The sequence below is a fragment of the Pseudomonas sp. PICF141 genome, assembly GCF_002286815.1.
GTDB lineage: Bacteria > Pseudomonadota > Gammaproteobacteria > Pseudomonadales > Pseudomonadaceae > Aquipseudomonas.
The window spans coordinates 117,824-131,078 of record NZ_MUNM01000055.1; the positions used below are offsets into that span (position 1 = coordinate 117,824).

General features: G+C 59.9%; 13 protein-coding genes. 9 read left to right on the top strand and 4 right to left on the bottom strand.

What is annotated here, in order from left to right:
- Positions 1 to 163: 163 nt before the first annotated feature.
- Both BZL43_RS15900 and BZL43_RS15905 read left to right on the top strand, forming a co-directional pair.
- Positions 164 to 1,093: an SdiA-regulated domain-containing protein gene (locus BZL43_RS15900; RefSeq protein ID WP_095633197.1), complete on the top strand. Its 930-nt coding sequence runs from the start codon at positions 164 to 166 to the stop codon at positions 1,091 to 1,093.
- A 97-nt stretch (positions 1,094 to 1,190) separates the two neighbouring features.
- Positions 1,191 to 2,108 (top strand): SdiA-regulated domain-containing protein, encoded by a 918-nt coding sequence (locus BZL43_RS15905; RefSeq protein WP_095633198.1) that lies wholly within the window; start codon positions 1,191 to 1,193, stop codon positions 2,106 to 2,108.
- 126 nt (positions 2,109 to 2,234) lie between these two features.
- Here the strand turns inward: BZL43_RS15905 and rpiA are convergent, their stop codons facing one another.
- Positions 2,235 to 2,909: a ribose-5-phosphate isomerase RpiA gene (gene rpiA / locus BZL43_RS15910; RefSeq protein WP_095633199.1), complete on the bottom strand. Its 675-nt coding sequence runs from the start codon at positions 2,907 to 2,909 to the stop codon at positions 2,235 to 2,237.
- Between the two features lie 277 nt (positions 2,910 to 3,186).
- On the opposite strand from rpiA, the gene ilvA reads away from it, so the two are divergent.
- Entirely contained in the window at positions 3,187 to 4,701 is a 1,515-nt protein-coding gene (ilvA, locus tag BZL43_RS15915) for a threonine ammonia-lyase, biosynthetic (RefSeq protein WP_095633200.1), read from the top strand.
- Between the two features lie 39 nt (positions 4,702 to 4,740).
- Positions 4,741 to 5,169, top strand: coding sequence for a DUF2269 domain-containing protein (locus BZL43_RS15920; protein ID WP_095633201.1), 429 nt, complete (start codon positions 4,741 to 4,743; stop codon positions 5,167 to 5,169).
- A gap of 118 nt (positions 5,170 to 5,287) precedes the next feature.
- On the opposite strand, the gene BZL43_RS15925 is transcribed toward BZL43_RS15920, so the two are convergent.
- Positions 5,288 to 5,944, bottom strand: a complete 657-nt coding sequence (locus BZL43_RS15925) for an HAD family phosphatase (RefSeq protein WP_095633202.1) — start codon at positions 5,942 to 5,944, stop codon at positions 5,288 to 5,290.
- 143 nt (positions 5,945 to 6,087) lie between these two features.
- Here BZL43_RS15925 and BZL43_RS15930 point away from each other — a divergent pair, with 143 nt between their 5' ends.
- Both BZL43_RS15930 and ptsP read left to right on the top strand, forming a co-directional pair.
- Entirely contained in the window at positions 6,088 to 6,567 is a 480-nt protein-coding gene (locus BZL43_RS15930; RefSeq protein WP_007897732.1) for an RNA pyrophosphohydrolase, read from the top strand.
- Positions 6,568 to 6,589: 22 nt separating this feature from the next.
- Positions 6,590 to 8,869, top strand: a complete 2,280-nt coding sequence (gene ptsP, locus BZL43_RS15935; protein ID WP_095633203.1) for a phosphoenolpyruvate--protein phosphotransferase — start codon at positions 6,590 to 6,592, stop codon at positions 8,867 to 8,869.
- A gap of 129 nt (positions 8,870 to 8,998) precedes the next feature.
- Here ptsP and BZL43_RS15940 read toward each other — a convergent pair whose 3' ends face one another.
- Positions 8,999 to 9,745 (bottom strand): NRDE family protein, encoded by a 747-nt coding sequence (locus BZL43_RS15940; protein WP_095633204.1) that lies wholly within the window; start codon positions 9,743 to 9,745, stop codon positions 8,999 to 9,001.
- A 134-nt stretch (positions 9,746 to 9,879) separates the two neighbouring features.
- Between BZL43_RS15940 and BZL43_RS15945 the strand changes: the two genes are divergently transcribed.
- The 3 genes from BZL43_RS15945 (at position 9,880) to BZL43_RS15955 (ending at position 12,587) form a co-directional block, all read left to right on the top strand.
- Complete coding sequence (locus BZL43_RS15945) at positions 9,880 to 10,662, top strand: sulfite exporter TauE/SafE family protein (RefSeq protein ID WP_095633205.1); 783 nt, start codon at positions 9,880 to 9,882, stop codon at positions 10,660 to 10,662.
- Between the two features lie 82 nt (positions 10,663 to 10,744).
- Complete coding sequence (lgt, locus tag BZL43_RS15950; protein WP_095633206.1) at positions 10,745 to 11,551, top strand: prolipoprotein diacylglyceryl transferase; 807 nt, start codon at positions 10,745 to 10,747, stop codon at positions 11,549 to 11,551.
- Positions 11,552 to 11,615: 64 nt separating this feature from the next.
- On the top strand, positions 11,616 to 12,587 hold the full coding sequence (locus BZL43_RS15955; RefSeq protein ID WP_095633207.1) for a thymidylate synthase: 972 nt from the start codon (positions 11,616 to 11,618) through the stop codon (positions 12,585 to 12,587).
- 162 nt (positions 12,588 to 12,749) lie between these two features.
- Here BZL43_RS15955 and cadR read toward each other — a convergent pair whose 3' ends face one another.
- On the bottom strand, positions 12,750 to 13,199 hold the full coding sequence (gene cadR / locus BZL43_RS15965) for a Cd(II)/Pb(II)-responsive transcriptional regulator (protein ID WP_095633209.1): 450 nt from the start codon (positions 13,197 to 13,199) through the stop codon (positions 12,750 to 12,752).
- Positions 13,200 to 13,255 lie beyond the last annotated feature (56 nt).

The window sequence follows — 13,255 nt, forward strand, 5'->3', positions numbered from 1 at the left end:
AGCTGCCGAAGGCTGCGATCTTTTGATCTTGGCCGCCCGCACAGGGCAATCCCGCCATTTCCCGTTTTTTTCACATCTTTTCCGGATAATTCCCAGGCTTCTGGCGTCTGAGCCAGTCCAATGTGCTATTACCCAAGCCTGAATTTCTGGAACGCACCCCCGCATGGCCACCCAACCGCTGTCCAAGCTGAAAACTGCTCGCCGCTCGCGCTTTGTCATGCGTTGGTATTCCTGGCTTTTGCTGGTGGCGGCTGCTGTGTATGGCCTCGCCGTTGCGATGCACTGGGATGATCGCGGCGTGCTCTGGGTGATGGAGCGTTTCGAAAGCCCGGCTGAACGAAAAGAAAGTATCTGGCTGCCGGATTACCGGGCAGTGATCGACGCCAAGTTGCTGCCGGGCATGGAAAGGGACGAAGCGTCAGACGTCACTTATGACCCTCAGACCAAAACCCTGTTTGCGGTGATGGGCAAGAAGCCGTTTCTGGTAGAGCTGACATTACAGGGCGATGTGTTGCGCAAAATGCCATTGGTGGGCTGGGGTAACCCGGAAGGCGTGGCGGCCATGGGCAATGGTTTGCTGGCAATCACCGATGAGCGCAAACACTTGCTTTCCATCGTCAAGGTTGAGGCCGATACTCGAGAACTGAATATCGACAGTTTCCCGAAATACGATTTGGGCCCGTCGAAAGATCAGAATAAAGCCTTCGAGGCGATCGTCTGGGATGCGCCTAACCAGCGACTGCTGCTGGGCGAAGAGCGTCCGCCAGCATTGTTCAGCTGGAAAAGCGATGGCAGTCAAATCCTCAAGGGCGACAAGCAAAAGCTGTCCGGCGATGCATTGGATATCCGCAACCTGTCGGCCCTGGCGATTGATCCGCGCACGGGCCATACCCTCGTACTGTCCGCCGATTCGCATCTGTTGCTGGAATTGGACGAGAATGGCGAGCAGGTCAGTTTCATGACCCTGTTGGGTGGTTTCAATGGCTTGAAAAAAACCATTCCCCGAGCCGAAGGCGTGACCGTGGACGAGGCGGGCACGTTGTACATGGTGAGTGAGCCGAACCTGTTCTATCGCTTCGAAAAACAACGGTAGGCGTTCGGTAATTGTGGTCAAAGGCCATTGGCCATTAAGCTTGAATTCATACTGCCGTGGTATTTCATTCGCCCGTCTTGTTTCCGAGCCCGCCTGAATGCGCCGACTTGCCCGCCCCAAACCCCTGATGCTGATCCTGTCGGTCATTGCGCTGATTGTGCTGATTGCCATTGGCCAATACCTGCGCCTGTTCGAGCGCACCTGGTTCAATGTGCAAACGCTATGGCAGCCGATGAATGCCCAGTCGATTGGCCTGGATCAATATCAGGTCGTGGTCGAGGCGCGAGCCATCGAGGGGCTGGACGATGATGTTTCGGCACTGACTTTCGATCCCGTGCGCAAAAGCCTGTTCACGGTGACCAACAAAAATGCCGAGCTGATCGAATTGTCCCTGGAAGGCAAAATCCTGCGGCGTGTGGCGCTGATCGGGTTTGGCGATCCGGAGGCGGTGGAGTTCATCAGCGCTGACACGTACGTGATCACCGACGAACGCCAGCAACGGTTGATCAAGATTCATCTGGAGGCGGACACGACCTTCCTCGATGCTGCTGATGCTGAACAGATCACGCTCGGTGTGCACATGCGTGGCAACAAGGGGTTCGAAGGATTGGCCTATGACTCGGTGGGCAAGCGCTTGTTCGTCGCCAAGGAACGCGACCCGATGCTGATCTACGAAGTGCAGGGTTTTCCGCACTACAACCCGGAGAAGTCCTACGCGGTGCATGTGGTGAACAACCCCAAGCGCGATGCCGGGATGTTCGTGCGAGACCTGTCGAGCCTGCAATACGACGAGCGTAGCGGCCATTTGCTGGCGCTGTCCGATGAATCGCGGTTGATTCTGGAGCTGGACGTCGACGGGCGACCACTGACCACCCTGTCACTGAGCAAGGGGCGTCAAGGGTTGCAGAAAACGGTGCCGCAAGCGGAAGGCATCGCCATGGACGACGACGGTACCCTGTACCTCGTCAGCGAGCCGAACCTGTTCTACGTCTTCAAAAAACCAACGCAACCCTGATCAGCACCCATACCCCCTGTAGGAGCGAAGCTTGCTCGCGAAGGCGGCGCATCAGTCAATAGAGACGTCGACTGATACGCCGCCTTCGCGAGCAAGCTTCGCTCCTACAGGGGTTTTGTGTTTGGCTTACTCGGCGCGCAGGGTTTTCACGCCTTCGCTCGTGCCCAGCAGCAACAAATCAGCCGGGCGGGCCGCGAACAGGCCGTTGGTGACCACGCCGACGATGGCATTGATCTGAGTTTCCAGCTCCACCGGATTGGTGATCTGCATGTTGAACACATCGAGGATGATGTTGCCGTTGTCGGTCAGTACGCCTTCACGGTAAACCGGGTCGCCGCCGAGCTTCACCAGTTGGCGGGCGACGTGGCTGCGGGCCATCGGGATCACTTCCACCGGCAACGGGAACGCACCGAGCACCGGCACCAGTTTGCTGGCGTCGGCGATGCAGATGAAGGTCTTGGCCACGGCTGCAACAATCTTTTCGCGGGTCAGGGCCGCGCCACCGCCCTTGATCAGGTGCAGGTGCTCATCGCTTTCGTCGGCGCCATCGACGTAGAACTCCAGGTCGCTGACGGTATTGAGCTCATACACCGGAATGCCGTGGCCTTTGAGGCGGGCGGCGGTGGCTTCGGAGCTGGCGACCGCGCCATCGAACGCGCTTTTGTGCTTGGCCAGGGCATCGATGAAGCAATTGGCGGTGGAGCCGGTGCCGACCCCGACGATGCTCTTGTCATCGAGTTTCGGAAGGATGAAGTCGACGGCGGCCTGAGCCACTGCCTGTTTGAGTTGATCCTGGGTCATGCGGGCTCCGAAGTGCCGAAAAGGGGGACGAAAGGCCGGCATTATAGGCCTCGCGATGGGGAAGGTCATTGCCCGATTGGCGGGTCAAATGCACGCGCAAGACAACTGATTAACTGTAGGAGCGAGGCTTGCCCGCGAAGAGGTTGTCATATCCAGCATAAATATTGGCAGTAAGATAGCTTTCGCGGGCAAGCCTCGCTCCTACAAGTGTGGTCGCCCGCCCAAAAGCCGGGTTAGACTCCTTGGCCCTGCCCAACCCGCTCAGTGATGCTTTCCGATGCTCGAACAGTACGTCAAAAAGATCCTCACCTCGCGCGTTTATGACGTTGCCGTAGAAACCCCATTGCAGACTGCCCGCCAGCTTTCCGAGCGGCTGGGCAACGATATCTGGCTCAAGCGTGAAGACTTGCAGCCAGTGTTCTCGTTCAAAATTCGCGGCGCCTATAACAAGCTCACGCAACTGAGCGATGAAGAGCGTGCTCGTGGCGTGGTCACCGCATCGGCGGGCAACCATGCGCAAGGCCTGGCCCTGGCGGCCAAGGTTCTGGGCGTGAAAGCGACCATCGTGATGCCCAAGACCACTCCGGAAATCAAGGTCGAAGGCGTGCGCTCGCGCGGCGGCAAAGTGGTGCTGCACGGGGACTCGTTCCCGGAAGCCCTGGCCTACTCGCTGAAACTGGTCGACGAAAAAGGCTATGTCTACATTCACCCTTACGATGATCCCCACACCATTGCCGGGCAGGGCACGGTGGCCATGGAGATTCTGCGCCAGCACCCGGGGCGTCTGGATGCGATCTTCGTTCCGGTGGGCGGCGGCGGGCTGATCGCCGGGATCGCGGCCTACGTGAAATACCTGCGCCCGGAGATCAAAATCATCGGTGTCGAACCGGATGATTCCAACTGCCTGCAAGCCGCGATGGCGGCCGGCGAGCGCGTGGTTTTGCCGACCGTGGGTCTTTTCGCCGACGGCGTCGCAGTGGCGCAGATTGGCCAGCACACGTTTGATATCTGCAAAGACTATGTAGATGAAGTGATCACTGTCAGCACCGACGAGATCTGTGCGGCAATCAAGGATATCTACGACGATACCCGCTCGATCACAGAACCCGCCGGTGCCTTGGGCGTAGCCGGGATCAAGAAGTACGTTGAGCAACGCGGTATCACGGGGCATACCTTCGTGGCCATCGACTCCGGCGCCAACGTCAATTTCGACCGCTTGCGCCACGTGGCCGAGCGCGCTGAACTGGGCGAGGGCCGCGAAGCCATCATCGCCGTGACCATTCCCGAGAAACCGGGTAGCTTCAAGGCGTTCTGCGAAGCCATCGGCAAGCGCCAGATCACCGAATTCAACTACCGCTACAACACCGGCAGCGAAGCGCACATCTTTGTCGGCGTGCAGACGCATCCGGAAAGCGACCCGCGCAGTGCGCTGCTCGCCAGCCTCACCGAACAGGGTTTTCCGGTGCTCGACCTGACCGACAACGAACTGGCCAAGTTACACATTCGCCACATGGTCGGCGGGCGTGCTGTCCATGTGGTCGATGAAGTGGTGCTGCGCTTCGAATTCCCGGAGCGTCCGGGTGCGTTGTTCAACTTCCTCAACAAACTCGGCGGGCGCTGGAACATTTCGATGTTTCATTACCGTAACCACGGCGCGGCCGATGGCCGTGTGGTCGCGGGGCTGCAAGTGCCGCACGACGAGCGGCATCTGGTACCGGCCGCGCTGGAGGAAATCGGTTACCCGTACTGGGACGAAAGCGACAACCCGGCCTATCTGCTGTTTCTCGGCTGAGCGGCTACGCTGATCGGCAGGCCATAAGGAAATCGAACAATGGAAACGTTAACCGCCCTGAAAATCGCTCATAGCGTGGCGACGATATTGCTGTTGATCAGTGCGCTGGGGCTGGCGATCTGGGTCTGGCGCGCACGCCGTAACGGCGATGCGAGCGCTCACACTCGTACCGTGCAGCGACCGCTGGTGTTCATTTGGCTATTGATGGGCCTGGCATTGCTGAGCATGCCGTTCACCGGTTGGTGGATGGTGCATCTGGTGGGCTGGCCGTTGGGGCAGACCTGGCTGCTGGCTTCCAGTGTGCTCTACACCGTGGCGGCGTTGGGCTGGTTCTGGCTGGTGGTGCGGCTCAATCGGTTGCGCAAGGCACCCGCGGCGGTGAATGGGAAGTTTACGTTTGCGTTGGCGCTGTTCAGCTTTGTCTGCTTTATCGCCATTGCGGGGTTAATGGGGGCCAAGCCGGTATAGCGCGGAATCTGTAGCAGCTGCCGAGGTACGAGGCTGCGATGGGCTGCGAAGCGGCCCCAAAGGGCGGTCCTGCGGACCGCAACGCAGCCTCGTACCTCGGCAGCTGCTACAGGCTTAATCAATCGCGCAGACTGATCACCGGCCAACCCCGCTTCTCGGCCTCGGCCCGCAGATTGGGATCCGGGTCGACAGCGATCGGATTCGCCACCTGTTCCAGCAGCGACAAGTCATTCATCGAGTCACTGTAGAAATAGCTGTCTTCCAGGTTATGGCCGGTTTCTTCCAGCCAACGATTCAACCGGGTCACCTTGCCTTCGCGAAAGCACGGGACATCAGTGCTGCGGCCGGTGTAACGGCCGTCGATCATTTCGCATTCCGTGGCGATCAGGGTTTCAACGCCTAAACGTGTTGCGATAGGCCCGGTCACGAAGCGGTTGGTGGCGGTGATGATCACCAGTTTGTCGCCGGCCTCACGGTGCTTGGTCAGCAGTTCAATCGCCTTGGGCAGCACGATCGGTTCGATGCAGTCGCGCATGTAGTCCAGGTGCCACTGATCCAGCGTGGCCATCTCGGTGCGGCCGAGCACTTCCAGGCAGAAGTTCAGGTAGGCGTCGTTATCCAGTTTGCCGGCCAGGTAATCCTGATAGAACTCGTCGTTGCGTGCCTTGTAGGCGACGGCGTCGAGGAAACCGCGTTCGCACAGATAATCGCCCCAGGCGTGGTCACTGTCACCGCCCAGAAGTGTGTTGTCCAAGTCGAATAAAGCCAGCCGCATTGCAGTTACTCGCTGAAAAGTCTGTAGAAAGGTGTCCAGAATACGGACTTTTCACAAGAGTGCACATAAGGTAGGTCGGCTCGTTGCTGCTTTCACAACCTTTGTGGAACAATGCGACGACATGCGTTTGCGAGGTTGTTGCCGTGATCGACCCCGATGGTTTCCGCCCCAATGTCGGGATCATTCTGACGAATGATGCCGGCCAGGTGCTATGGGCTCGCCGTATCAATCAAGATGCCTGGCAGTTTCCACAGGGAGGGATCAACCCTCAGGAGACGCCGGAAGACGCCTTGTACCGCGAGTTGAACGAAGAAGTGGGCCTGGAGCGCGAAGATGTTGAAATACTCGCCTGCACCCGGGGCTGGTTGCGTTATCGTTTGCCGCAACGTCTGGTAAGAACGCACAGCCAACCGCTGTGCATCGGCCAGAAGCAGAAATGGTTTCTCTTGCGCCTGATCTCCAACGAGCAGCGGGTGCGGATGGATTTGACCGGTAAACCGGAGTTCGATGGCTGGCGCTGGGTCAGTTATTGGTATCCGTTGGGCCAGGTGGTGACATTCAAGCGCGAGGTTTATCGCCGCGCTCTCAAAGAGCTTGCCCCGCGCCTTTTAGCGCGCGACTGACGACGGAGTTCGACCCCGAGCCATGCTCAATACGCTGCGCAAGATCGTCCAGGAAGTTAACTCCGCCAAGGATCTCAAGGCGGCGTTGGGGATTATTGTGTTGCGCGTCAAAGAGGCCATGGGCAGCCAGGTCTGCTCGGTCTACCTGCTTGACCCGGAGACCAACCGCTTCGTGTTGATGGCCACCGAGGGCTTGAACAAGCGCTCGATCGGCAAAGTCAGCATGGCGCCCAACGAAGGTCTGGTCGGCCTGGTCGGCACGCGTGAAGAACCCCTGAACCTCGAAAACGCCGCGGATCACCCGCGCTATCGTTACTTCGCCGAGACCGGTGAAGAACGCTACGCCTCATTCCTGGGGGCACCGATCATTCACCACCGTCGCGTCGTCGGCGTGTTGGTCATTCAGCAAAAAGAACGCCGCCAGTTCGATGAGGGTGAAGAAGCCTTCCTCGTGACCATGAGCGCGCAACTTGCCGGCGTTATCGCCCACGCCGAGGCCACCGGTTCGATCCGTGGCCTGGGCCGGCAGGGCAAAGGTATCCAGGAAGCAAAGTTCGTCGGGGTACCAGGTTCGCCGGGCGCGGCGGTCGGAACCGCGGTCGTCATGCTGCCGCCGGCGGATCTGGATGTGGTGCCGGACAAGACCATCACCGACATCAACGCCGAGCTTGGCCTGTTCAAGACTGCCATCGAAGGCGTGCGCGCCGACATGCGGGCGTTGTCCGCCAAGCTGGCGACCCAGCTGCGGCCTGAAGAACGGGCGCTGTTCGACGTTTACCTGATGATGCTCGACGATGCCTCGCTGGGCAGCGAAATCACCACGGTGATCAAGACCGGCCAGTGGGCTCAGGGCGCCTTGCGCCAAGTGGTCACCGAACACGTCAACCGATTCGAACTGATGGACGACGCCTACCTGCGTGAGCGCGCCTCGGACGTCAAAGACCTCGGTCGGCGCTTGCTGGCTTATCTGCAGGAAGAGCGGCAGCAGACCCTGGTCTACCCCGACAACACCATTCTGGTCAGCGAAGAACTCACGCCGGCGATGCTCGGCGAGGTGCCGGAAGGCAAGCTGGTCGGTCTGGTGTCGGTACTCGGTTCCGGCAACTCCCACGTGGCGATCCTGGCGCGCGCCATGGGTATTCCGACGGTGATGGGCCTGGTCGACTTGCCGTACTCCAAGGTCGACGGCATCCAGATGATCGTCGACGGCTACCACGGCGAGGTCTATACCAACCCCAGTGACGTGCTGCGCAAGCAGTTCGCCGATGTGGTCGAGGAAGAGAAACAACTGGCCCTCGGGCTGGATGCATTGCGGGACTTGCCGTGTGTGACGCTCGACGGTTACCGGATGCCGCTGTGGGTCAATACCGGCCTGCTGGCGGACGTGGCCCGGGCGCAGAAGCGCGGTGCCGAGGGTGTGGGTTTGTACCGCACCGAAGTGCCGTTCATGATCAACCAGCGCTTCCCGAGCGAAAAAGAGCAGTTGGCGATTTATCGTGAGCAGCTCGCCGCGTTCCATCCACAACCGGTGACCATGCGCAGCCTGGACATCGGTGGCGACAAGGCGCTCTCGTACTTCCCGATCAAGGAAGACAACCCGTTCCTCGGCTGGCGCGGCATTCGTGTGACCCTCGACCACCCGGAAATCTTCCTGGTGCAGACCCGCGCCATGCTCAAGGCCAGCGAAGGCCTGAACAACCTGCGCATTCTGCTGCCGATGATTTCCGGTATCCATGAACTGGAAGAAGCCCTGCACCTGATCCATCGAGCCTGGGGCGAAGTTCGCGATGAAGGCACCGATGTGCCAATGCCGCCGATTGGCGTGATGATCGAAATTCCGGCGGCGGTGTATCAAACCAAGGAACTGGCGCGACAAGTGGACTTCCTGTCAGTCGGCTCCAACGACCTGACCCAGTACCTGCTGGCCGTGGACCGCAACAACCCGCGGGTGGCCGATCTCTACGACTACCTGCATCCGGCCGTGTTGCAAGCCTTGCAGAACGTGGTGCGCGACGCCCATGCCGAAGGCAAGCCCGTGAGCATCTGTGGCGAAATGGCCGGTGACCCGGCCGCAGCGGTGCTGTTGATGGCGATGGGCTTCGACAGCCTGTCGATGAACGCCACCAACTTGCCGAAAGTGAAGTGGATGCTGCGTCAGATCAACCTGAGCAAGGCCAAGGAGTTACTGGCTGAGCTGATGACCATCGACAACCCGCAAGTTATCCACAGCTCGCTGCAACTGGCGCTGAAGAACCTTGGGTTGGCGCGGATGATTAATCCGGCTTCGGTCAAGACTCTTTAAAAGGCTGATGGCCTCTTCGCGGGCAAGCCTCGCTCCTACAGATGACGCGTCGTGTCCATTCCGGCGACCAACACAAACCCTGTAGGAGCGAGGCTTGCCCGCGAAGGCGGCCGCAAACACACCACATCTTCAAATCCTGACTTCAACTTCCCCCAAATGCCCCCCATACGGCCCGAAACTCCGTTCAACCATATGCCGCTGCCCATCCGCCTGAACGATCAACGCCGTGCTCGCCCGTGTCCCGTAAGTCGGGCTCTTGATAAACACGCTCGACAATAACGTCTCGGTAGCCTGTCCCACGCCGGTGTCCGGCAATTCGGCAAGCGGCGCCGTCTGCGGATCGCTGAGCAGGGCCAATAGCGCTTGCGGCTGTGGATCGCCCAATACCTCGCTCAATGCTGCCTTGGCCTTGAGCACTTTCGGCCACGGCGTATCCAGGCCCGCGTTCGATAACCCATAAATGCCCGGTTGGAGCATGACCGCCTCTGTCTCCCGGGCATTGAAATGCCAGAGCTCATGGGCATTGCCAACCAACAGATTAAAACCGGCATATTCAGGCGAACGTCCGACAACGTCCTTTAAATAGTCGGCAATCGACCTGTCCCCACTGAGAAATTGCGCCACCAGTTCACCTCGCGACTTGCGCGCCGGCGGTTGAAGGGGATCACGGATGTTGGTCAGTGCGGCGAAGCGCCCGTTGGCGCCGACACCGAGCCACGTGCCTCCCGCCTCGAGGTCGCGACCGGCGTACACGTGCGGGGCGTCTGACCATTGCGCCAGAGGCAGACTGGGCCGGGCATAGAATTCGTCGCGGTTGGCCGCCACGACCAGCGGCTGGGCATGACCTGGCCGCCAGGCAAAAACAATCAGGCACATAAGGTGGTCCTTGTGTGTTTTTTGCTCACTCTACGCAGACATCGCTCATCGATCCATCGCCATCCGCAGTGGAGCCTGAGGCCATGCATCCGTTACCATGCCGCTCCTGATTCGGGATGCTTGGGGATGTGGCCATGGAATTTCTGCTCTATCTGGCGCTGGGCGCCTGTGCGGGCGTGCTGGCCGGGCTGTTTGGGGTAGGTGGCGGGATTATCATTGTCCCGGTGCTGGTATTCAGTTTCACCTTGCAGGGATTTGATGCGTCGATCCTGACGCATCTGGCCGTCGGCACCTCCCTGGCGACGATCATCTTTACGTCAATCAATGCGGTTCGCGAGCACCATCGCCGCGGCGCCGTGCGCTGGCCGATTTTTGCCTGGATGACCCTCGGCATACTGATCGGTGCCGGTTTCGGTGCGCTGACGGCAGAAGCGATCTCCGGGCCGAATTTACAGAAGATCATTGGGGTATTTGCGCTGGTCATCGCCGTTCAGCTCGCGTTGGACTTCAAACCCAAGGCCAGCCGAACAGTGCCCGGTAAAGTCGGTCTGACCGTGGCCGGCAGTGTGATTGGCTGGGCCTCGGCGATTTTCGGCATCGGCGGCGGCTCGTTGACCGTGCCGTTCCTGACCTGGCGCAGCGTACCGATGCAGCAGGCGGTAGCCACTTCGTCGGCCTGTGGCCTGCCAATTGCCTTGGCCAGTGCATTAAGTTTCATGATTCTGGGGTGGCACGATCCACTGCTGCCGGCCCATAGTCTCGGTTTTGTTTATTTGCCGGCGCTGCTGGGGATTGCCCTGACCAGCATGGTGTTCGCCCGCCTCGGTGCGCGACTGGCCCACAGGCTGTCGCCGCGCTTGCTGAAAAGATTGTTTGCCGCTTTGCTGTTTTGCGTCGGCTTGAGCTTCTTGCTCTGACGCATAGCGCAATCCTGGCTTAATCCTGGCGTGACAGCGTCGCCCGGGAATTTGAAGGTTTCAACTCTAACGAGGAGTCGCAATGCTGCCTTACCCGCAGATCGACCCGGTGGCCCTGGCCATCGGTCCGCTGAAAATCCACTGGTACGGCCTGATGTACCTGATCGGCATCGGCGGCGCGTGGTGGCTGGCATCACGCCGGCTGAACCGCTTCGACCCGACCTGGACCAAGGAGAAACTCTCCGACATGGTGTTCTGGATGTCGATGGGCGTCATCGTCGGTGGCCGTTTGGGTTATGTGCTGTTTTACGATCTGAACGCCTACCTGGCCAACCCGACCCTGATCTTCGAAGTGTGGAAGGGCGGCATGTCGTTCCACGGCGGGTTTATCGGTGTGATGCTGGCGGCGCTGTGGTTTGGTAAAAAGAACGACAAGTCGTTTTTCCAGCTGATGGACTTCGTCGCGCCGATGGTGCCGATCGGCCTGGGCGCCGGGCGCATTGGCAACTTCATCAACGCCGAGTTGTGGGGCAAAGCGACCGATGTGCCGTGGGCGATGGTCTTCCCGACCGATCCGGCGCAACTGGCGCGTCATCCCTCGCAGCTGTACCAGTTCGCGCTGGAAGGCGTGGCGCTGTTCGCGATTCTCTGGCTGTTCTCGCGCAAGCCGCGGCCGACCATGGCGGTGTCCGGGATGTTCGCGCTGTTCTATGGCATCTTCCGTTTCATCGTCGAATTCGTTCGCGTACCGGATGCGCAACTGGGTTATCTGGCCTGGAACTGGCTGACCATGGGTCAGGTACTGTGCCTGCCGATGATCGTCGGCGGGTTGTTCCTGATCTGGCTGGCTTATCGACGCGCCCCGGCGGCCCCCGCAGCTGCTGTATAAGAAGCAGGCGCTATAAATTCGAACCCCGGGGCGACGGTCCCGGGTTCAAGGACACAGGTAATTCATGAAGCAATATCTCGAACTGGTCGCCCACGTCATCAAGAACGGCACCAAACAGGCCAACCGCACCGGCGTGAGCACCATCAGCTTTCCGGGCGCGATGCTGCGCTTCGATCTGCAGGAAGGTTTCCCGGCGATCACCACTCGCAAGATGGCCTTCAAATCCGCCATCGGCGAGATGTGCGGTTTTCTGCGCGGGGTGAACAACGCCGCCCAATTCCGTGCGCTGGGCTGCAAGGTCTGGGACCAGAACGCCAACGAAAACGCCCAATGGCTGGCCAACCCCTTCCGTCAGGGTGAAGACGACCTCGGCGAAATCTACGGCGTGCAATGGCGCAAATGGCCGGCGTACAAGCAGATCCCGGTCAGCAACCAGGCGGCCATCGAGCAGACGCTGAGCCAGGGTTATCGTCAGATCGCCGAAGGCGAAGAAGAGGGTCAGGCCTACGTTGTGCTGTACAAGGCGATCGACCAGGTCCGTCAGTGCGTCGACACCATCATCAAGGATCCGGGCAGCCGTCGCATTCTGTTCCACGGCTGGAACGTTGCACAGCTCGACGAAATGGCCCTGCCGCCCTGCCACTTGCTGTACCAGTTCCACCCGAATGTCGAGACCAGGGAAATCTCCCTGACCCTCTACATCCGTTCCAACGACCTGGGCCTGGGCACGCCGTTCAACCTCACCGAAGGCGCCGCGTTGCTGAGCCTGATCGGTCGCCTGACCGGATACACTCCGCGCTGGTTCACCTATTTCATCGGCGACGCCCACGTCTACGAAAACCACCTGGACATGCTCAACGAACAGCTCAAGCGCGAGCCGTTCGCCATGCCGAAGCTGAAGATATCCGACCGCGTGCCGGAATTCGCCAAGACCGGCGTGTATCAGCCGGAGTGGCTGGAGTTGATCGAGCCGGGCGATTTCTCGCTGGAAGGCTATGAACACCACGCGCCGATGACCGCGCCGATGGCGGTCTGAAGCATCACGCCAATCCCCTGTACCTGATCGTTCCCACGCTCCGCGTGGCAATGAATCCCGTGACGCTCTGCGTCACAGTGGAGCGTCCATGGCTGCATTCCCACGCAGAACGTGGGAACGATCATAATCCCGTAGGAGCGAGGCTTGCCCGCGAAGGCGTCCTCAATGACCATGACTTCTCCCGACATGGGAGGGCTCAACTTCCGTCGCCACAACCCCGCCGCTCACTTCCAGCCGCTGCAAAATCCCGCACTGATCGATATCCGGCCCTTCGCTGCAACGTTGGCGCAGGTCGAGCAGTTGTGTCTGCAAGGCCAGCAAGCCATCGATCCGAGCCTTTACATGGTGGATGTGTTCGTCGATCAACGCGTTGACGTTTTCGCATTGATCCTGCGGGCTGTCGCGCAGGGCCAGCAGGCTGCGGATTTCCTCGAGGGTCATGTCGAGGGTGCGGCAGTTGCGGATGAAGGTCAGGCGCTCGGCGTGGGCCTGGGTGTAGACGCGGTAATTGCCGTCGCTGCGGGCCGGCTCCGGCAGCAGGTTTTCGCGCTCGTAGTAGCGGATGGTTTCTACGGCGCAGTCGGTGAGTTTCGCCAGTTCTCCGATTTTCATCGCGACAATCTCCCAAAAGGTTGCTTGACCCTATAGTGGCTACAGGGTCTTTACTT